Annotated in this window: 17 protein-coding genes; 13 read left to right on the forward strand and 4 right to left on the reverse strand. The window is 65.4% G+C overall.

Annotated elements, in window-relative coordinates:
• Positions 1-2: 2 nt before the first annotated feature.
• From YH64_RS19320 to YH64_RS19340, 5 genes are all read left to right on the forward strand, one after another.
• Positions 3-755, forward strand: coding sequence for a GntR family transcriptional regulator (locus tag YH64_RS19320; protein WP_046805439.1), 753 nt, complete (start codon positions 3-5; stop codon positions 753-755).
• A complete protein-coding gene (locus YH64_RS19325; protein ID WP_046805438.1) occupies positions 706-2,025 on the forward strand; it encodes a malonyl-CoA decarboxylase domain-containing protein in 1,320 nt (439 codons plus the stop codon). Before YH64_RS19320 ends, YH64_RS19325 begins: the two co-directional genes overlap by 50 nt.
• Before the next feature lie 47 nt (positions 2,026-2,072).
• The gene (locus YH64_RS19330; protein ID WP_143215443.1) at positions 2,073-2,864 is read left to right on the forward strand and encodes an enoyl-CoA hydratase/isomerase family protein; all 792 of its coding nucleotides are present in this window, start codon (positions 2,073-2,075) and stop codon (positions 2,862-2,864) included.
• A 5-nt stretch (positions 2,865-2,869) separates the two neighbouring features.
• Entirely contained in the window at positions 2,870-4,411 is a 1,542-nt protein-coding gene (locus tag YH64_RS19335) for a malonyl-CoA synthase (protein ID WP_143215444.1), read from the forward strand.
• A 171-nt stretch (positions 4,412-4,582) separates the two neighbouring features.
• Positions 4,583-5,554: a tripartite tricarboxylate transporter substrate binding protein gene (locus tag YH64_RS19340; protein ID WP_046805435.1), complete on the forward strand. Its 972-nt coding sequence runs from the start codon at positions 4,583-4,585 to the stop codon at positions 5,552-5,554.
• A gap of 4 nt (positions 5,555-5,558) precedes the next feature.
• On the opposite strand, the gene YH64_RS19345 is transcribed toward YH64_RS19340, so the two are convergent.
• The gene (locus YH64_RS19345) at positions 5,559-6,515 is read right to left on the reverse strand and encodes an aldo/keto reductase (protein ID WP_046805461.1); all 957 of its coding nucleotides are present in this window, start codon (positions 6,513-6,515) and stop codon (positions 5,559-5,561) included.
• A 239-nt stretch (positions 6,516-6,754) separates the two neighbouring features.
• On the opposite strand from YH64_RS19345, the gene YH64_RS19350 reads away from it, so the two are divergent.
• The 3 genes from YH64_RS19350 (at position 6,755) to YH64_RS19360 (ending at position 9,708) form a co-directional block, all read left to right on the forward strand.
• Entirely contained in the window at positions 6,755-7,726 is a 972-nt protein-coding gene (locus YH64_RS19350; protein ID WP_046805434.1) for an ABC transporter substrate-binding protein, read from the forward strand.
• A 295-nt stretch (positions 7,727-8,021) separates the two neighbouring features.
• Positions 8,022-8,912 (forward strand): ABC transporter permease, encoded by an 891-nt coding sequence (locus YH64_RS19355; protein ID WP_046805433.1) that lies wholly within the window; start codon positions 8,022-8,024, stop codon positions 8,910-8,912.
• A gap of 1 nt (position 8,913) precedes the next feature.
• A complete protein-coding gene (locus YH64_RS19360; protein WP_046805432.1) occupies positions 8,914-9,708 on the forward strand; it encodes an ABC transporter ATP-binding protein in 795 nt (264 codons plus the stop codon).
• Between the two features lie 48 nt (positions 9,709-9,756).
• On the opposite strand, the gene YH64_RS19365 is transcribed toward YH64_RS19360, so the two are convergent.
• The 3 genes from YH64_RS19365 to YH64_RS19375 form a co-directional block, all read right to left on the reverse strand.
• The gene (locus tag YH64_RS19365) at positions 9,757-11,004 is read right to left on the reverse strand and encodes an FAD-binding oxidoreductase (protein WP_046805431.1); all 1,248 of its coding nucleotides are present in this window, start codon (positions 11,002-11,004) and stop codon (positions 9,757-9,759) included.
• 115 nt (positions 11,005-11,119) lie between these two features.
• Positions 11,120-12,808 (reverse strand): NAD(P)/FAD-dependent oxidoreductase, encoded by a 1,689-nt coding sequence (locus YH64_RS19370; protein ID WP_046805430.1) that lies wholly within the window; start codon positions 12,806-12,808, stop codon positions 11,120-11,122.
• On the reverse strand, positions 12,808-14,319 hold the full coding sequence (locus tag YH64_RS19375; protein ID WP_046805429.1) for a polyamine aminopropyltransferase: 1,512 nt from the start codon (positions 14,317-14,319) through the stop codon (positions 12,808-12,810). The genes YH64_RS19370 and YH64_RS19375 overlap by 1 nt, the downstream gene beginning before the upstream one ends.
• A gap of 90 nt (positions 14,320-14,409) precedes the next feature.
• Here YH64_RS19375 and YH64_RS19380 point away from each other — a divergent pair, with 90 nt between their 5' ends.
• The 5 genes from YH64_RS19380 to speD are packed head-to-tail and all read left to right on the forward strand — an operon-like array spanning position 14,410 to position 17,871.
• Entirely contained in the window at positions 14,410-14,796 is a 387-nt protein-coding gene (locus YH64_RS19380; protein WP_046805460.1) for a DUF350 domain-containing protein, read from the forward strand.
• Between the two features lie 39 nt (positions 14,797-14,835).
• Positions 14,836-15,876, forward strand: coding sequence for an SPFH domain-containing protein (locus tag YH64_RS19385; RefSeq protein WP_046805428.1), 1,041 nt, complete (start codon positions 14,836-14,838; stop codon positions 15,874-15,876).
• Positions 15,877-15,882: 6 nt separating this feature from the next.
• Entirely contained in the window at positions 15,883-17,352 is a 1,470-nt protein-coding gene (locus tag YH64_RS19390) for a DUF4178 domain-containing protein (RefSeq protein WP_046805427.1), read from the forward strand.
• A 4-nt stretch (positions 17,353-17,356) separates the two neighbouring features.
• A complete protein-coding gene (locus YH64_RS30230; protein ID WP_162941240.1) occupies positions 17,357-17,524 on the forward strand; it encodes a hypothetical protein in 168 nt (55 codons plus the stop codon).
• A complete protein-coding gene (speD, locus tag YH64_RS19395; protein WP_046805426.1) occupies positions 17,521-17,871 on the forward strand; it encodes an adenosylmethionine decarboxylase in 351 nt (116 codons plus the stop codon). The genes YH64_RS30230 and speD overlap by 4 nt, the downstream gene beginning before the upstream one ends.
• The last annotated feature ends 122 nt before the right edge of the window (positions 17,872-17,993 follow it).

The raw sequence follows: 17,993 nt of genomic DNA on the forward strand, positions 1-17,993 counted from the left end.
CCATGAGCCAACCCATCGTCCGTCAAGCCCTTTACCTGGAAGTCGCGGATCGCCTGCGCGGCATGATCCATGCGCGCGCCCTGTCCAACGGCGAATGGATCGACGAACTTCGGCTGGCCGGCGAAATGGGCATATCCCGCACCCCCTTGCGCGAGGCGCTGAAGGTGCTGGCCACCGAAGGGCTGGTGCGGCTGGAGCCGCGCCGCGGCTGCTTTGTCAATGAACTGTCCACGCAAGACCTGGAAGACATCTTCCCGCTGATGGCCATGCTGGAAGGGCGCTGCGCTTTCGAAGCCGCCCGCAAGGCGACCGACGCCGAACTGGCCGCGCTTGAGCCGCTGCACGCCGAGCTGGCCGGCCATGCCCGCGCCGGCCGCATCGACGCCTACTACCAAACCAATTACCTGATCCACGAAGCCGTCCAGGCGCTGGCCGGCAACCAGTGGCTGTCGGACATGGTGGGCAACCTGCGCAAGGTCCTGAGCCTGTCGCGGCACCGCAGTCTGGCGCGCCCCGGGCGTATCCAGCAGTCCTGCGCCGAGCACCTGGCCATTTTCGACGCCCTGAAAGCGCATGACAGCGAGGCCGCCCAGGCCCTGGCGCACACCCATCTGATGCGGCAGCTGGAAGCGCTGCGCATTTTGGCCAATGAAGACGCCGCCGATCCGGCGTTACCTGATCCCATCGTTATCGAGGAGCCCGCCCATGTCCGTACCCGCCAATCTCGCGCCCGCGCGGGGCGCACGCACGCCTGAGCCCGAGCCCGAGCTGATCGACCCTGCGGCGGCCGCCGAGGGCGCCAGCCTGATGACGCGCCTGGGCAAGCTGTGGGAACGCGGGCGCCTGCCCAGCGAATCCGAGGTGCGCCGCCTGTTCGAGGCGCGCCTGACCGATGTGGCGGCCAACAAGCTGGCGCGCCGCTGGTGCGAGCAATACAGCACGGCCGACAGCAAGGACCGCCGGCTGATGCTGGCGGCGTTGGCTCAGGTGCGCGCCACGTACGCGGGCGACGGCGGCGAGGGCACGCGCCTGTTCAAGCGCTTTAACGCGCTGCCGCACGGCTTGCGCTTCCTGGTGGATCTGCGCGCCGACATGCTGCGTTGGCGCAAGCAGGTATCGGGTATCCAGGGGCTGGACAAGGAACTGGAAGGGTTGCTGTCCGCCTGGTTTGACGTGGGCTTGCTGGAGTTGCGCCCGCTGACCTGGGATTCGCCCGCGTCGCTGCTGGAAAAACTGATCCTGTACGAAGCCGTGCACGAGATCACCTCGTGGGACGACCTGCGCCGCCGCGTGTCGCCCGACCGCCGCTGCTACGCCTATTTCCATCCGCAGATGCCGGGCGTGCCGCTGATTTTCGTGGAAGTGGCGTTTGCCAGCAGCATGGCCGACAACGTGCAGGTGCTGCTGGACAGCACCTTGCCGCCGCAGGATCTGGACAAGGCGCGCTGGGCCATCTTCTATTCCATTTCGAATACGCAGCCCGGGCTGAAGGGCATCAGCTTCGGCAACTTCCTGCTCAAGCGCGTGGTCGAGCAGCTGCTGGAAGAGCTGCCCAAGCTGAAGAACTTTGCCACGCTGTCGCCCATTCCCGGGTTTTCGGATTGGCTGGGCAAGCTGGACGCCGACGCCGTGGAGGCCATCGTGCGCGAAGACAAGTCGCGCGCCAAGGACCGCAAGCGCGAAGGGGTGCCGGACGGCCAGCGCTGGGTGTCGCGGCTGGCCAAGGCCGCCGCGCAGGGCAAGGCGTCCGACGTGATCAAACGCGCCGGCTTCCGGCTGGCCGCCACGTATTTGCAATCCATGAAGAACGGGCTGCCGCTGGACCCCGTGGCGCGTTTTCACCTGGGCAACGGCGCGCGCATCGAACGCTTGAACTGGGCGGCCGACACCTCGGTCAAGGGCATGAAGCAGTCTTGCGCGCTGATGGTCAACTACCTGTATGACCTGGACGAGCTGGACACCAACCTTGCCCGCTTGGGCGAAGGTAAGCCGCAGGTAAGCCGGGGAGTCGGACGCGTGGCCTGATCGCTTTACAAAGCGGTCCATATCAATAAAAAAAGGGGCAACGGGACATGACGCAAGACGTGGCCGGCCGCGTGCGGCTGGAACGCGAGGGGCCGTTGGCCTGGGTGACGCTATCGCACCCGGGGCGGTTGAACGCGATAACGGTGGGCATGTGGGGCGAGCTTGGTGACGTGTTCACGCGCCTGGCCGCCGACAGCACCGTGCGCTGCGTGATCGTGCGGGGCGAAGGCGGCAACTTTGCCGCGGGCGCCGACATCCGCGAATTTCCCGTGCAGCGGGCCGATGCCGCCGGCGTGCAGCATTACCACCGCCACATCCTGGCGCCCGCCTTGCGGGCCGTGGCCGACTGCCCGCACCCCGTCATCGCCCAGATCGAAGGCGTGTGCGTGGGCGGCGGGCTGGAAATTGCCAGCCAGTGCGACTTGCGCATCGCAGGCGCGTCGGCGCGTTTCGGCGTGCCGATCAACCGCCTGGGCTTTCCCATGGCGCCCGATGAAATGCGCGGTCTGCTGGCCCTGGTCGGGCGCGCGGCCACGCTGGCAATTTTGCTGGAAGGCCGGGTCTTCGGCGCCGACGAGGCGCACGGCCTGGGGCTGCTCACGCGCATCGTGCCCGACGATCAGGTGGCCGATGCCGCCCGCCGCAGCGCCGATCGCATCGCCCAGGGCGCGCCATTGGCCGCCCGCATCAATAAACGCCTGTCGGCGCGGCTTGCCCAAGGGGGCGCCTTGACCGAAGACGAATATCAAGACTATTTCTCCTATGCCGAAAGCCGGGACCACAAGGAAGGCGTGCGCGCTTTCCTGGCCGGCGTAGATCCTTCCTTTTCCGGAGACTGACCAAGGTGAGCAACGCCAACCTCTATGCTGTCCTGCAAGGCGGCTTTCCCAAAGACCGCAGCAAAGTCGCGCTGGAAACGCCCGACCTGCAATACACCTGGGATGACATCGACCGCGCCACCGCGTGCCTGGCCAACCTGCTGACGTCGCTGGACCTGCCCGACGGTTCGCGCGTGGCCGTGCAAGTGGAAAAATCGCCGGAAGCGCTGCTGTTGTACCTGGCCACCTTGCGCGCCGGGCTGGTGTACCTGCCGCTGAACACGGCCTACCGCGAAGCCGAGATCGAATACTTCCTGGGCAACGCCGAGCCCGCCGTAGTGGTCTGCGCCAGCAAGAACCTGGACTGGGTGCAACGCGCCGCCGACAAGGCCGGCTGCGCGCACGTCTACACGCTGGACGAGGACCGCACGGGCACTCTGCTGGACGCCGCCGCCGGCCTGCCGCAAACGTTCAAGACCGTGCAGCGCAAGCCCGACGACCTGGCCGCCATTCTGTATACGTCCGGCACCACCGGCCGCAGCAAGGGCGCGATGTTGTCGCATGGCAACCTGGCCGCCAACGCGCAGGTGCTGCACGAATACTGGGGCTGGCGCGAAGACGACGTGCTGCTGCACATGCTGCCCATCTTCCACGTGCATGGCTTGTTCGTGGCCTCGCACGGCGCCTTGCTGGCCGGCGCCAAGATGATCTGGCTGCCCAAGCTGGATGCCGACCAGGCGCTGCATTATCTGCCGCAATGCACGGTGATGATGGGCGTGCCCACGTACTACGTGCGTCTGCTGGCCGACCCGCGCTTTAACCGCGACGTGTGCGCCAACATGCGCCTGTTCATCTCGGGGTCGGCGCCGTTGTTGGCCGAGACGTTCTCGGACTTCAAGGCGCGCACCGGGCACGCCATCCTGGAACGCTACGGCATGAGCGAAACCGTCATGCTGACGTCCAACCCCTATGACCCCGCCCAGGGCGAGCGCCTGGCCGGCACGGTCGGGCGCGCGTTGCCGGGCGTGCAAGTGCGCGTGGTGGACGACGCGGGCGTGCCGCTGGCGCCGGGCGAGATCGGCAACGTGCAGGTGCGTGGCCCCAACGTGTTCTCGGGCTACTGGCGCATGCCGGAAAAAACGCGCGAGGAATTCACCGAAGACGGCTGGTTCAAGACGGGCGACGTCGGCCGCTGGGGCGGCGAATCCGCCGGGCGCGAAGTGCCCGCCGACACGCTGTCCATCGTCGGGCGCAGCAAGGACCTGATCATCTCGGGCGGCTTTAACGTCTACCCCAAGGAAATCGAAACGCTGATCGACGACATGCCTGGCGTCGCGGAATCGGCGGTCATCGGCGTGCCGCACGCGGACTTCGGCGAAGCCGTCGTCGCGGTGGTCGTGCCCAAGGACGGCGCGTCGCTGGACGCGGGCGCGATGCAACGGGAACTGAAGTCACGCATCGCCAACTTCAAGGTGCCCAAGCGCGTGCACATCGTTGACCAATTGCCGCGCAACACGATGGGCAAGGTCCAAAAGAACGTGCTGCGCGAAACCTATAAGACGCTTTGACGCCATGCCAGATGCCGGCCTGCATGGGCCGGCATTTTTTTTCTACACAGGAGGCCTTCCGACTCGATCCGACTACGCATTGCAGTCCTGGCAGCATTCATTCAATAAGAATTTCAAGAGACGAGACGCACACAACCGCGCCGTCCCCGTGATGCAGCAAGAGGAGACATTATGAAAGTTCGCAAGTCCGCCGTGGCCCTAGTCGCCGTGGCAGCCCTGGGTTTCGGCGGCACGGCCGCCGCGCAATGGCCAGAGCGCCCCATCACGCTGATCGTTCCGTTCCCCGCAGGCGGCGGCACGGACACCTTCGCCCGCCCGCTGGCCCAACAACTGACCATGCAATTGGGCCAGACGGTGGTGATCGACAACAAGGGCGGCGCGGGCGGCACGGTCGGCGCGGGCGTCGCCGCCAAGGCCCGCCCCGACGGCTACACCTTCTTCATGGGCGGCGCGCACCACGCGTTGGCCCCGTCGCTGTACAAAAGCCTGAACTACAACATCCAGAAGGACTTCGTGCCGGTCGCGCTGGTGGCGCAGCCGCCGCAGGTGGTGGTGATCAACGCCGGCAAGTTGCCGGTCAAGACCTTGCAGGAATTCGTCGACTACGCCAAGAAGCATCCGGGCGAAATCAACTACGGCACCGCCGGCAAGGGCAGCACGCACCACCTGGCCGGTGAGTTGTTCGCCATGCAGACCGGCATCAAGCTGGTGGACGTGCCGTACCAGGGCGCCGGCCCGATGCTGTCCGCGTTGATCGGTGGTCAGGTAGACCTGGCGTTCGATGGGCTGGGTTCGTCGTCCGGACATATACGCGCGGGCGCCATCAAGCCCCTGGCCGTGGCGGCCAGCGAACGGTCGGCCTCGCTGCCCAACGTGCCGACCGCCGCCGAAGCCGGCGTGCCGAATTACGTCGTGTCGACCTGGTACGCCATCTGGGCGCCGACCGGCACGCCGAAGGAGGCGGTCGACAAGATGGCGGTGGAAATCACCAAGGCGCTGAACACCCCGAAGCTGAAGGAAACGTGGGCCGGCAACGGCTCGGCGGTGCCCACGCTGACGGGCGCCGACTTCGGCAAGTTCGTCGACAGCGAAGTCGATCGCTGGGCCAAGGTGGTGAAAGATTCCGGCGTGAAGCTGGATTAATGCCTTAGCGCCATTCGCTGGCCTGGCTCAGCTTGGCCAACTGGTCATGCGTCAGCGTCAGGCTGGCGGCCTTGACCAGTTCGTCAAGCTGCGCCAACGACGTGGCGCTGACGATGGGCGAGGTGATGCCCGGCTGCGCAATCTGCCAGGCCAGCGCGGCTTGCGCGGGCGTGCAGCCGGCGTCTTCCGAGACCTCGTCCAGCGCCTTCAAGATGCGCAGGCCGCGTTCGTTCAGATAGGTCTCCACAATCTTCTGGCCGCGCGCGCTTTTGCCGGCGTCGGCCGCGCTGCGATATTTGCCGCTAAGAAAACCGCTGGCCAGCGCGTAGTAATTGATGGTGCCCATCTGCTGCGTTTTCACCAGGCCTTGCAGCCCGGTCTCGAACCCGGCGCGGTTGTACAGGTTGTATTCGGGCTGGATGCTTTCGTAGCGCGGCAGGTCGTGGCGTTCGGCCGCGATCAGCGCTTCGGACAGGCGCACGGCCGTGTAGTTTGACGCGCCGATGGCGCGCACCTTGCCGGACTCGATGTGCTTGGCGTATTCCGCCAGCGTGTCGGTCAGCGGCGTATCGGGGTCGTCTTTGTGCGACTGGTACAGGTCCACATAATCCGTTTGCAGCCGCGCCAGCGAGGCATCCAGTGACCGCCGGATGTAGGCGGGCGCCAGACCGCGCGCGTCGGGGCCCATTTCCATGCCGACCTTGGTGGCAATCATCACGCGGTCGCGCTTGCCGGATCGCTTGAGCCATTTGCCGATCAGCGTTTCGGATTCGCCGCCCTGGTTGCCGGGCACCCAGCGCGAATACACGTCGGCCGTGTCGATGAAATTCAGGCCCGCGTCGACCATGGCGTCAAGCAGGGAATAGGCGCCGGCTTCGTCGACCGTCCAGCCGAAGACGTTGCCGCCGAAAGTCAGGGGGGGAACTTGCAGGCCGGAACGGCCCAGAGCGCGTTTGATCATGATGAGGCCTTGGGATGTGGCCGACGATCCGCCGTCGGCCTTGGCGATATTTAGTATATTGGCGCGGCGCGCCCCGGCGTGGAGCATGCTTGCCGGCATGCACCATTTCAGGGATTCCCCGCAAATTCTTTTGTCTGACGGCAAGTTAGACTATATGGCTTTACGGCTGACCGACCGACGGGAAGCCGCCGGCGTAGTTGTAATAACGAACAAAAACCAAGGGTTCAAGGAGCTTACGTATGCTGATCGGAAAAAAACATTTTCTGACGGTTGGCGCCATGGCGCTGGCGATGGCTATCGCCTCACCAGTGTCGGCGCAGCAAAAGTCGGTGGCGATTACCGCCATCGTCGAGCACCCGGCGCTGGACGCCGTGCGTGATGGGGTGCAAGACGCCCTGAAGCAGGCCGGCTACGAATCCGGCAAGAACCTGAAGTGGCAGTACCAAAGCGCGCAGGGCAATAACGGCACCGCTGCGCAGATCGCCCGCAAGTTCGTGGGTGACCGTCCCGACGCCATCGTCGCGATCGCCACGCCCTCGGCCCAGGCCGTCGTGGCCGCCACCAAGGACGTGCCGGTGGTGTATTCGGCCGTGACCGACCCGGTGGCAGCGCAGCTGGTCAAGAGCATGGACGCCACGGGCACCAACGTGACGGGCGTGTCGGACATGCTGGCGCTGGAAAAGCAGGTTGAACTCATCAAGAAAATCGTTCCCAACGCCAAGCGCGTGGGCATCGTCTACAACCCGGGCGAGGCCAACTCGGTCGTGGTGGTGAAGAAGTTGCAGGAAATCCTGCCCAAGTCGGGCATGAGCCTGGTTGAAGCCGCCGCCCCGCGTTCGGTTGACGTGGCCTCGGCCGCGCGCAGCCTGATCGGCAAGGTCGACGTCATCTACACCAACACCGACAACAACGTCGTGTCGGCGTATGAATCGCTGGTCAAGGTGGGCAACGACGCCAAGATCCCGCTGATCGCCTCGGATACCGACAGCGTCAAGCGCGGCGGTATCGCGGCGCTGGGGATCAACTACCACGACCTGGGCGTGCAGACGGGCAAGGTGGTCGTGCGCATTCTCAAGGGCGAAAAGCCCGGCGCCATTCCGTCGGAAGTCATCTCCAAGCTTGAGCTCTACGTGAACCCGGGCGCCGCCGCCAAGCAGGGCGTGACCCTGTCGGACGCCGTGATCAAGTCGGCCGCGGTGGTCGTGAAGTAAAGCGACACCCGCCAGACCCCGCCACGCCGCCCGGCGTGCGCGGGGTTTTTGTTAAGCTTTTTTCGGGTCGCACCGCGACCGGGTCCTGCGGTTTTGCTCCCTTTCCTGGCTTTGAACGTCGCCGCTTTCCGGTCTGCCCGGCAAGCGCGCGGATGCTTTGGAACGAAACGCGAGAAAATGACGAACCGGGAAACGTTTGTTTCGAAAGCTCGGGTAAAACTGATGCCTGAACGCAAGAAATCCGACGTTTCAACTCTTTAATATGCACCTTCCTTACCCTGATTGGATTTAACCCATGTCATTGTTCTCGTTGTTAGGCGCGTTGGAGATCGGGCTGATCTTCAGCCTGGTGGCCTTGGGCGTGTTTATCTCCTTTCGCCTGCTGCGCTTCCCCGACCTGACCGTTGACGGCAGCTTTCCGCTGGGCGGCGCCGTCTGTGCCACGCTGATTGCGTCGGGCACCGATCCGTTTTCCGCCACGATCATCGCCACGTTCGCGGGCGCGGTCGCCGGCCTGATCACGGGCATGCTGAACGTGAAGCTCAAGATCATGGACCTGCTGGCCAGCATCCTGATGATGATCGCGCTGTACTCGATCAACCTGCGCATCATGGGCAAGCCGAACGTTCCGCTGATCACCGAACCCACCGTGTTCACGATCTTGCAGCCGGGCTGGATCTCCGACTATGTCGCGCGCCCGCTGATCCTGATTGTGATCGTCATCCTGGCCAAGCTGGCGCTGGACTGGTTCTTTGCCACGCAGACTGGGCTGGCCGTGCGCGCCACCGGGTCCAACGGCCGCATGGCGCGCGCGCAGGGCGTCAACACCGGCCGCATGATCATGGGCGGCATGGCGCTGTCCAACGCGCTGGTGGCGCTGGCCGGCGCGCTGTTCGCGCAGACGCAGGGCGGTTCCGATATCTCGATGGGCATCGGCACCATCGTGATCGGCCTGGCCGCGGTGATCGTCGGCGAAAGCATCCTGCCGTCGCGCAAGCTGGTGCTGGCGACGCTGGCCGTCATCATTGGCGCCATCGTCTACCGCTTTTTCATCGCGTTGGCGCTCAATAGCGATTTCATCGGCCTGAAGGCACAAGACCTGAACCTTGTCACCGCGGTGCTGGTCACGATTGCCCTGGTCATCCCGATGCTCAAGCGCCGTATCGTCGGCAAGAAGGGGCGCTGATATGTTGTCCGCAAAAGATCTGAAAATTACCTTCAACGCGGGAACGCCCATCGAGACGCGCGCGCTGCGTGGCCTGTCGCTGGAGATTCCTTCAGGCCAGTTCGTAACCGTCATTGGTTCGAACGGCGCCGGCAAGTCCACGTTCCTGAACGCGGTGTCGGGCGACCTGCCGATTGATTCGGGCCGCATCGACATCAACGGCGTGGACGTGACGCGCCAGCCCGTGTGGGCGCGCGCCGGCCGCGTGGCCCGCGTGTTCCAGGACCCCATGGCGGGCACCTGCGAAGACCTGACCATCGAAGAAAACATGGCGCTGGCGCAGATGCGCGGCGTGCGCCGTGGCTATAGCCGCGCGGTCAAGGCGTCGATGAAGGACGGCTTTCGTGAACGTCTGGCCACCTTGGGCCTGGGCCTGGAAAACCGCTTGACCGACCGCATCGGCCTGTTGTCCGGCGGCCAGCGCCAGGCGGTCAGCCTGCTGATGGCGGCCTTGCAGCCGTCGCGCATCCTGCTGCTGGACGAGCACACCGCCGCGCTGGACCCGCGTACCGCCGACTTCGTGCTGCAACTGACGGCGCGCATCGTTGCCGAAAGCCAGCTGACCACGATGATGGTCACGCACAGCATGCGGCAGGCGCTGGACGTGGGCGACCGCACGGTGATGCTGCATCAAGGGCAGGTGGTGCTGGACGTGTCGGGCGATGAACGCCGCGGCATGGATGTGCCGGATCTACTGGCGATGTTCGAGCGCGTGCGCGGCGAAAAGCTGTCGGACGACGCGCTGTTGCTGGGGTGATAGCCCTGAACGAAGCTGCTCTGGACGAAGCGCCCTAGATGAAGCGCCCTAGATGAAGCGCCCCGGCCGGAACGCATGGTGGCGCGACGGGTCGGGATTGTCGAACATCAGTTCGCCCAATAGCTTCGCCGTGCCCGGCGCCGTGCTGAAGCCAATGTGCTGATGCCCCAGCGCCAGCCATAGCCCCGGGTGCTTGGGCGCCTGCCCGATCATCGGGCGGCTGTCCGGCAGGGTGGGGCGCCGGCCCAGCCAGGCGGCGGGGTCCACGCGTTCCCCCAGCGGGAAGGCCTCTCGCGCTCGCGCTTCGGCCAGATCCAATTGCGTCATGCGCGGCGCGGCTTCGCAGGCGTCCAGTTCCACGCCCGTGGTCAGGCGCAGCCCGCGCGCCATGGGCGACAGCACGTAGCCGCCACCGGTGTCGTACACCGGTCGCGTCACACGCGCGCCGTCCTGGCCGCGATAGTGCATGTGATAGCCGCGTTCAAACGCCATGGGTAGATCGATGCCGGTGGTCTTGAGCAACGCCTTGGACCACGGCCCCAACGCCACCACCAACTGATCGGCCGACAGGGTTTCCGAACCTTGGGCTCCTTGCACCGTCCAGCCCTGGCCGTCGCGCCGGATGCCGGTGGCCGTCATCGCCTTGACCGTGCCGCCCGTTTGCCGGAACAGGTCGGCGTATGCGGTCACCACGGCCTGCGGGTCGTCAACGGAATACGAACCCTGGATCCACAGCGCACGGTGAAAGATGGGTGACAGCGCGGGTTCCAACGCGGCCAGTTCAACCGGGTCCAGCGTCTGCGTGGGCACCTGGTGTTGCGCGAACGTCTGGCGCGCCAACGCGCTGGCGTTCCAGGCGGCCGGGCTGCGGTACAGGAACACCCAGCCGGTGTCGCGCAAACGATGGCGCGCGCCGGCGGCATCCAGCAGCCGCAGATGTTCGGGGGCGGACAGCCGGATCAGTTCGTCCAGCGCGCGCGTGGTTTCCTTGAACACCGACGGCCGCGCGTTCAGCAGGAAGCGCGCTGCCCAGCCCAGGTTCTGCGCCAGATAGGACGCGCGATACCGGAACTGCACGGTGTCGTTCTTCATCAGGCGGGGCAACTGGCCCCACAGGCCGGGGTGGTTGAACGGCATCAGCGAACTGCGCGCCAGCACGCCGGCGTTGCCCATCGACGTTTCCATGCCGGGCGCCTGCCGGTCGACCAGCGTCACGCGCAAGCCGCGTCGCAGCAGTTCCAGCGCGCAGCACACGCCCACAATGCCGGCGCCCAGGACGATGACGTGCTTTCCCATGAGTTCTTCTTCGTAGCCCGAATGACGGGCGATTGTAGGGCAGCGGATGCGGGCGCGTGTAGCAAAATCGGGGTCGCGATTCGGGCGCGCGTCGCCCTGTTGCGGGGGACGCAAATCAAGCGCTTGGCGGCGCTTGCCCCAATATCCGCCCGGCCGCCACCACGCCCCACCAGGACGCTTCCTCGAAGACGGAATACCCGGACAAGTCGGCATGCGCGAACAGCACGGGGCCGTCCACCTCGCGCAGCGCGGCCAGCCCGGCGTTGGACAGGCTGCCGCATAGCGGCGAGGCCATCGCATGGCCGCGCACGGTGATGTCCAGCCGGCGCGCATGGCGCCAGAATTCCCGGCCGTAGGCGGCGATCAGGTCGGCGGCCGCTTCGTCGCGCAGGGCTTCGGGGCTGGCCGTGCTAAGCCATTGCCGCGCCGCGTTGGGCGTCTGCGTGCTCAAGGCGTGATAGGCCGTGAAGACGGATCGCGGCGAACGCGCCACGCGCAGCAGCTGGTGCGTGGACACCACATAGCCCAGCGCACGGCCTTGGTAGACGACGTTGTCCCAGGACAGCGGCTCGCCGGGCGCCTCCTGCGGATAGCCTTCCAGCAGAAAATTGGACACCAGCCAGGGCGCGTGCGATGACGCATGCACGGCCGGGTCGTAGCCATAGGCGCGGATGTCAGGCAACAGGCGTTGCGCCACAAACAAGGGCATGGCGCAGACGGTGCGCCGGCTTTGCAAGGTGTAGGCGCGCGGCGTGGAGTCCGGGGCCAAACCCGGGGTCAAACCCGGGGTCAAACCCGGGGCCAAACCCGTGGCCATGCAGGTGGTGAGCGGGCCGGCGGGCGTGTCGGCGATGCGCACCGCCGTACCCGCCATGAGCCAGCGCGTGTGGCCCAGCTTGTCGTCGATGGCCTGGCGCATGCGGTCGGCCAGCACGCCCAGCCCGCCCGGCCACGTCAGCACCGCGCCTTCCCCCGCGTTGGCCGCGTGGCCGTCGCGGCTGGCGAAGTAGTGCAGGCCGGCCCAGGCCGACACCACGTCGTAGCCCGCGCCGTAGTCATCGCGGCAGCAGTAGTTCAGGTACCAGTGCAAGGCGGGCGACGTGTAGCCTTCGCGATCCAGCCACTGCTTGAAGGGGATCTGATCCAGCGCGCGCCAGGCAGGGTCTTGCGAGGACAGCACCAGCGGGATGCTGAACACGCGCCGCCCGTCATTGCCCCGCTGCGTGTGCAGGCGTTCGACCAGCGCCAGGAAGCGATGGTGCTGCGCCACGTCGGCATCGGGCAGGCCCGTCATGGGCAGCAAGCCGTCTTCCCAGCGCCCGTTGCGCAGCAGGCGCTCTTGCGGCGAATGCACCAGGACGGATTCGTCATACACCGGGCGGACATCGCCCGCGCCGTGTTCGATGATGCCGAAGTCGGCCAGCATCTGGCGCACATGGGTGGACGCCATCGAAGGCAGCGGCAGGTAATGCGCGCCCAGCGGATAGTGCAGTTCGTCCTGCCGCCCGGCGGCGGCGTTGCCGGCGAATTCCGGCCCCTGCACCACGACAAAGTCGGTAAACCCTTCGCGCGCCAGCTTCCACGCGCATGACAGGCCGGCCACGCCCGCGCCCAGGATGACGACCTGGTGCCGATGGTGCGCGGTGGCGGCGGGCAGGGCCGCGCCGTCGCGCAGCGCGTGGCCCGCCTGCATGCCGGGGTAAGCCACGTTTGCCGGGGTCTCGACGATGCGCTGGCGGTAGTAGCCCGCGGTGCCGGCCACCGCCGCCGTGGCCGCGCCCAGAAGAAAGCTGCGGCGGCGCATCAGCGGATGACCTTGCGCCAGTCCTCTTCGAAATAGCGCACCAGCGACTGCTCGTTCAAGCGGTTGGGCGGCATCTCCAGCGCGGGCATGTCGGCCGGGAAGTGAAAGAGTTCACGCGTGGTTGCCGGGTCCAGGTAGCGCGTGGGCACGGTGATCTTGTCGGGCGGCGTGTAGTCGCGGCGCTTGCTGGCCAGGATGAAGCCCCAGTCGCCAAACGAGGGCACGTAGGTGTGATACGGCCAGGTGTTCAAGCCTGCTTCCTTCAGCGTGGCGTTCACGCTCCAGAACGAACGCGGCGCGAAGTAGGGCGAGGTGGACTGGATCACCATGTAGCCGTTTTCCGCCAGGTGGCGCGCCATCAGGTGATAGACGGGCACGGAATACAGGCGGCCCAGGCCGAAGTTGGACGGGTCGGGAAAGTCCACCACGATGAAGTCGTAGACCTCGGCATGGGTTTCCAGCCAGCGGCCGGCGTCGTCGTTGATGACGGTGACGCGCGGGTCTTTCAGCGCGCCCTGGTTCAACGCAACCAGGGGATCGGACCGCGAGAACAGCCCGGTCATGGCCGGGTCCAGGTCCACCAGCGTGATGTGTTCAATGTGCTTGTACTTAAGGATTTCACGCACCGCCAAGCCATCGCCGCCGCCCAGCACCAAGACGTTGCGCGCCCAGGGCAGCGTTTGCAGCCCGGGATGCACCAGCGATTCGTGATAGCGGTGTTCGTCGCGCGACGAGAATTGCAGGTTGTTGTTGATGTACAGACGCAGGTCGTCATGCCAGCGCGTCACCACCAGGCGCTGGTACGGCGTGGTTTCGGCATGCACCACGTCATCGCCGTACAAGCCCTTTTCGGCCCAGGCCGTCATCGCGGTGGAATAGATGAAGCCCAGCGCCAGAAAGCCGATCACGACGCAGGCGCGTATGGCTTTTTCGCCGGGGCGGCGCACTTCGGCGCGGAACAGCCACGTGGTCCACAAGGCCACGCTGGCGTTCAGGATGCCGAACAGGAAACTGGTGCGCAGCAGGCCCAGCTTGGGCGCCAGCAGCAGCGGAAAGATCAGCGACACCGCCAGCGCGCCCAGATAGTCGAACGTCAACACGCGGCTGACGATCTCGCGGAATTCGGTCTTGCGCTGATTGAACACGCGCATTACCAACGGGATCTCCATGCCCACCATCAAGCCGATGACAAAGACGCCCACATACAGCGCCGCGCGAAAGGGCGCGGACAGCCAGGCGAACACCAGGAACAACACGGCGGCCGAGACGCCGCCCAGCAACGCCACCAGCAGTTCGACGTCGATGAACCGATTCAAAACGTCTTCGTCTCTTACATATTTTGACAACCACGAACCGATGCCCATGGCGAACAAATAGCAGCCGATAACGGAGGAGAACTGAAGGATCGAATCGCCCAGTAAATAGCTGGCCAGCGCGCTGCTGATGAGCTCATAGCCCAAGCCGCAGGAAGCAACGATCAATACCGATAGGATGAGAACGCGGTCGCGCATTGGGGTGTCCGGGGCGAAAAATGCGTTCGCAGTATATCGAACGCCGCGTATATACTGCGCGCAATTAGGAGGGTGGCAATGGGAGAAGCGATGCATCCGGCGGTGACCTATCTGATCTATATCGTCTCGGCGCTGGTCATGCTGGGCGTTTTCACGGCGGTCTATACCGCCGTGACCCGCTACAAGGAATTCGACCTGATCCGCGAAGGCAATATCGCCGCCGTGCTGTCCTATGGCGGTGCGTTGGTGGGCTTCAGCCTGACCTTGTGTTCCAGCATCGCCGTGCATGCCAGCTTCGTGATGTTCCTGGTGTGGGGCGTGGCCGCCATGCTGGTGCAGATCGTCGTTTATGTCGTGGTCAACAAGGCCATTGCCGGCATGAACGAGGCCATCGAACAAAACAATATCGCCATGGGCGGCCTGATCGGTTCGATCTCGCTGGCCGCCGGCATCGTGAACGCGGGCTGCCTGACCTGAGGGCAAACGCGCGCAATCCCACCTGACACGGGAGGACCTATGAGTCTCGGTTCCTTTATTCGCAAGCAGTTCATCGACATCCTGCAATGGAACGAAGATCGCGACGGCGTGCTCGCCTGGCGCCATCCGATGCAGGACTTTGAAATTCAGTACGGCGCCAGCCTGACGGTGCGTGAATCGCAGATGGCGGTGTTCGTCAATGAAGGCAAGGTGGCCGATGTGTTCGGCCCCGGCATGTACAAGCTGACGACGCAGACGCTGCCGATCCTGACGTACCTGAAGAACTGGGACAAGCTGTTCGAGTCGCCCTTCAAGTCGGACGTGATCTTTTTCAGCACGCGCCTGCAACTGGGCCGGCGTTGGGGCACGGCGCAGCCGGTGACGCTGCGCGACAGCGAGTTCGGCATGGTGCGGCTGCGCGCGTTTGGCGTGTATTCGTACCAGATCTCGGACCCGGCCAAGTTCTATCGCGAAATCAGCGGCACGCGCGACGAATACACGGTCGACGACCTGGAATTGCAGCTGCGCAACATGGTGGTGGCTGCCATGACGACGGCGCTGGGCGGCTCCAAGGTGCCGTTCCTGGATATTGCCGGCAACCAGGGCTTGATGTCGCAAAGCATCAGCGAGGCGCTGGCGCCGGTGTTCGACCGCTATGGCGTCAAGCTGGACAACTTCACCGTTGAAAACGTGTCGCTGCCCGAAGAGCTGCAAAAGGCGCTGGACACGCGTATTTCCATGGGCATGGCGGGGGACCTGGGCAAGTTCACCCAGTACCAGACGGCCACGTCGATTCCGCTGGCCGCGCAGAACGAAGGCGGCATCGCCGGCATCGGCGCGGGCCTGGCGGCCGGCGCGGCGCTGGGGCAGACGATGGCCGCGGGCTTGGGCGTCGGGCAAGCCGGACAAGCCGGGCAGCCTGCGCAACCCGCACAGCCGGCTCAGCCTGCGCCGGCAGCCGCCGGCGCCGACCCGGTCGCGCGCTTGCAACAGCTGAAAGACCTGCTGGATAAAGGGCTGATCACCGCCGCCGATTACGACACGGCCAAGGCCGAAGTGCTGAAGAAACTTACCAGCTAAGGTCCCATGCAGCAGGTTCTGTGTCCGCAGTGCGGCGCCCCGGTCAAGTTCACGTCCACCGCTTCCGTCATGGCAGTCTGCGGCGCATGCCGCAGCACCTTGCTCAAAGACGCCGACTCGGTCAAGCGCATCGGCGAAATGGCCGACGTGCTGGAAGATTATTCGCCCCTGTGCCTGGGCGCGGCGGGCAAGGCCGACGGCAAGCGTTTCGACGTGATCGGTCGCATCCAGCTGCGCTATGAGGACGGCTTCTGGAACGAGTGGTACGTGTGGTTCGACGATGGCGCCGATGGCTGGCTGTCGGACGCGTCGGGCCAGTACGCGCTGACCCGGCGGCGCGGCGTCAAGTCGGTACAGGGCATGCCCGCGTTTGCGGACATCGCGCCGGGCGATGAGCTCAAACTGGACGGACAGCGGTTCATCGCCTCGGACGTGCGCCGGGCGCGGGCCAGTGGCGCACAGGGCGAATTGCCCTTCGTGCCGGGCGACGGCTGGGACGCCAAGGTGGCTGATTTCCGCAGCCTGGACGCGTTCCTCACGCTGGATTTTTCAGACGGCCCCGAACCCGAGTTGTACATCGGCAAGGCCTTCGACCTGTCCGCCATGCAGGCGGCCACGTTGCGCAGCAACGAACAAGTGCAAGAGACGGCCGGCCGTTATCGCGGCCAGATCAAGGCGCTGGCCTGCCCCAACTGCGGGGCGCCGATCAGCTTCGTGGCGGCGATGGCGACGACCGTAGTGTGCCCGTCATGCGCGGCGACCGTCGACTGTTCCGGGCCCACCGCCGAAGTCATCGAGAAGGCGCGCAAGGTCAAGTCCATCAAGACCACCTTGTCGCTGGGCGCGGTGGCCAAGATCGACGGCGCCAGCTACACCTTGATCGGGCTGATGAAATGCGCCGACCGCGATCCCGAAGAGCCGTCCGACTGGATCGAATACCTGCTGTTCAACCCGGCCAAGGGCTTTATCTGGCTGGTGGAAACGGACGAGGGCTGGGAACGCGTGCAGGTGTGCGACACCTGGCCCAGCCCGAACAACGCCACCAGCGTGCGCTGGCGCTCGAAGCTGTACCAGAAGCTGTACGACTACACCTCGCAGGTCGAGATGCCGCTGGGCGCGTTCAACTGGCGCGTCAAGGCGGGCGACACCACGCACATCACCGACTACAAGGCCGGCACGCTCAAGCTGACGCGCGAACGCAGCGAATCGGAATTGGGCTGGTCGGCATCGTCGCCCGTGGCCCCGGCGCAGCTGGCGCAGTGGTTCGACGACCCCAAGCTGGCCGCGCAAAAAGCGCTGCCGAGGGGAGGCAAAAGTGGCGGCTATGGCAAATGGGCCTGGATCGCGACGATCGGCATGGTGTTCTTGAATTTGAGCAATATCCTGGGCGGCCGCTTTATCCCGATCCTGATCGGGCTGGCGTTCTTGTGGTTACCCGCCAAGATGGCGGACAAGCTTTCCGAAGGGGACGACTAGGACCATGGGCAAGTTTATCTATGGCGTGTATGCCCTGGTGGTCGTGCTGGCGGCCACGGGCTTCAATTCCCCCGGCGTGCGCATGGTGGGTGGCGGCGGGGGTAGCAGCAGCAGTTGGGGCAGCAGTTCATCCGGCAGTTCGGGCTGGTCATCGGGCGGGTCGCACAAGTGACCGTGCATGATTGCGCCGGCCGTCATGTGCTGGCCGACTTTCGCGGGGTGCCGGCCCATCGCCTGACCGACGCCGTGGCCCTGGAAGCGCAGCTGATCGCGGCGGCGCGGGCCGCCGGCGCGCACGTGCTGAGCGCGCATTTCCATCTTTTTGGCGAAGGCTCGGGCGTGACCGGCGTGGTCATGCTGAGCGAATCGCACATCAGCATTCATTCCTGGCCCGAGCACGGGTTCGCGGCGCTGGACATCTTCATGTGCGGCGCGGCGCAGCCCGAGCTGGCGCTGGCCAGCCTGCGCGACGCGCTGGCGCCCGCCTCGGTCAACGTGACGACGGTCGCGCGCGGCTGATCCCGCTTTTTCCTTGGGTTTGATCTGGCGCAGAACGCGCGGGGTGGCAAATTGACGGGCGTTATATACCTCTATATATTTCGTTACCGACGGGGCCCTGTTATCGACCCCATTTCCAAGGA

The organism is Achromobacter sp. LC458 (assembly GCF_001005835.2).
Classification (GTDB): domain Bacteria; phylum Pseudomonadota; class Gammaproteobacteria; order Burkholderiales; family Burkholderiaceae_B; genus Achromobacter; species Achromobacter spanius_B.

Bases quoted from the DNA above. Each gene is read 5' to 3' on its own strand.
- YH64_RS19350 (WP_046805434.1), top strand. From the start codon at position 6,755: ATGCTGATCGGAAAAAAACATTTTCTGACGGTTGGCGCCATGGCGCTG.
- YH64_RS19365 (WP_046805431.1), bottom strand. From the start codon at position 11,004: ATGGGAAAGCACGTCATCGTCCTGGGCGCCGGCATTGTGGGCGTGTGC.
- YH64_RS19380 (WP_046805460.1), top strand. From the start codon at position 14,410: ATGCATCCGGCGGTGACCTATCTGATCTATATCGTCTCGGCGCTGGTC.
- YH64_RS30230 (WP_162941240.1), top strand. From the start codon at position 17,357: ATGGGCAAGTTTATCTATGGCGTGTATGCCCTGGTGGTCGTGCTGGCG.
- YH64_RS19375 (WP_046805429.1), bottom strand. From the start codon at position 14,319: ATGCGCGACCGCGTTCTCATCCTATCGGTATTGATCGTTGCTTCCTGC.
- YH64_RS19345 (WP_046805461.1), bottom strand. From the start codon at position 6,515: ATGATCAAACGCGCTCTGGGCCGTTCCGGCCTGCAAGTTCCCCCCCTG.
- YH64_RS19355 (WP_046805433.1), top strand. From the start codon at position 8,022: ATGTCATTGTTCTCGTTGTTAGGCGCGTTGGAGATCGGGCTGATCTTC.
- YH64_RS19390 (WP_046805427.1), top strand. From the start codon at position 15,883: ATGCAGCAGGTTCTGTGTCCGCAGTGCGGCGCCCCGGTCAAGTTCACG.
- YH64_RS19330 (WP_143215443.1), top strand. From the start codon at position 2,073: ATGACGCAAGACGTGGCCGGCCGCGTGCGGCTGGAACGCGAGGGGCCG.
- YH64_RS19320 (WP_046805439.1), top strand. From the start codon at position 3: ATGAGCCAACCCATCGTCCGTCAAGCCCTTTACCTGGAAGTCGCGGAT.
- YH64_RS19370 (WP_046805430.1), bottom strand. From the start codon at position 12,808: ATGCGCCGCCGCAGCTTTCTTCTGGGCGCGGCCACGGCGGCGGTGGCC.
- YH64_RS19385 (WP_046805428.1), top strand. From the start codon at position 14,836: ATGAGTCTCGGTTCCTTTATTCGCAAGCAGTTCATCGACATCCTGCAA.
- YH64_RS19360 (WP_046805432.1), top strand. From the start codon at position 8,914: ATGTTGTCCGCAAAAGATCTGAAAATTACCTTCAACGCGGGAACGCCC.
- YH64_RS19325 (WP_046805438.1), top strand. From the start codon at position 706: ATGTCCGTACCCGCCAATCTCGCGCCCGCGCGGGGCGCACGCACGCCT.
- YH64_RS19340 (WP_046805435.1), top strand. From the start codon at position 4,583: ATGAAAGTTCGCAAGTCCGCCGTGGCCCTAGTCGCCGTGGCAGCCCTG.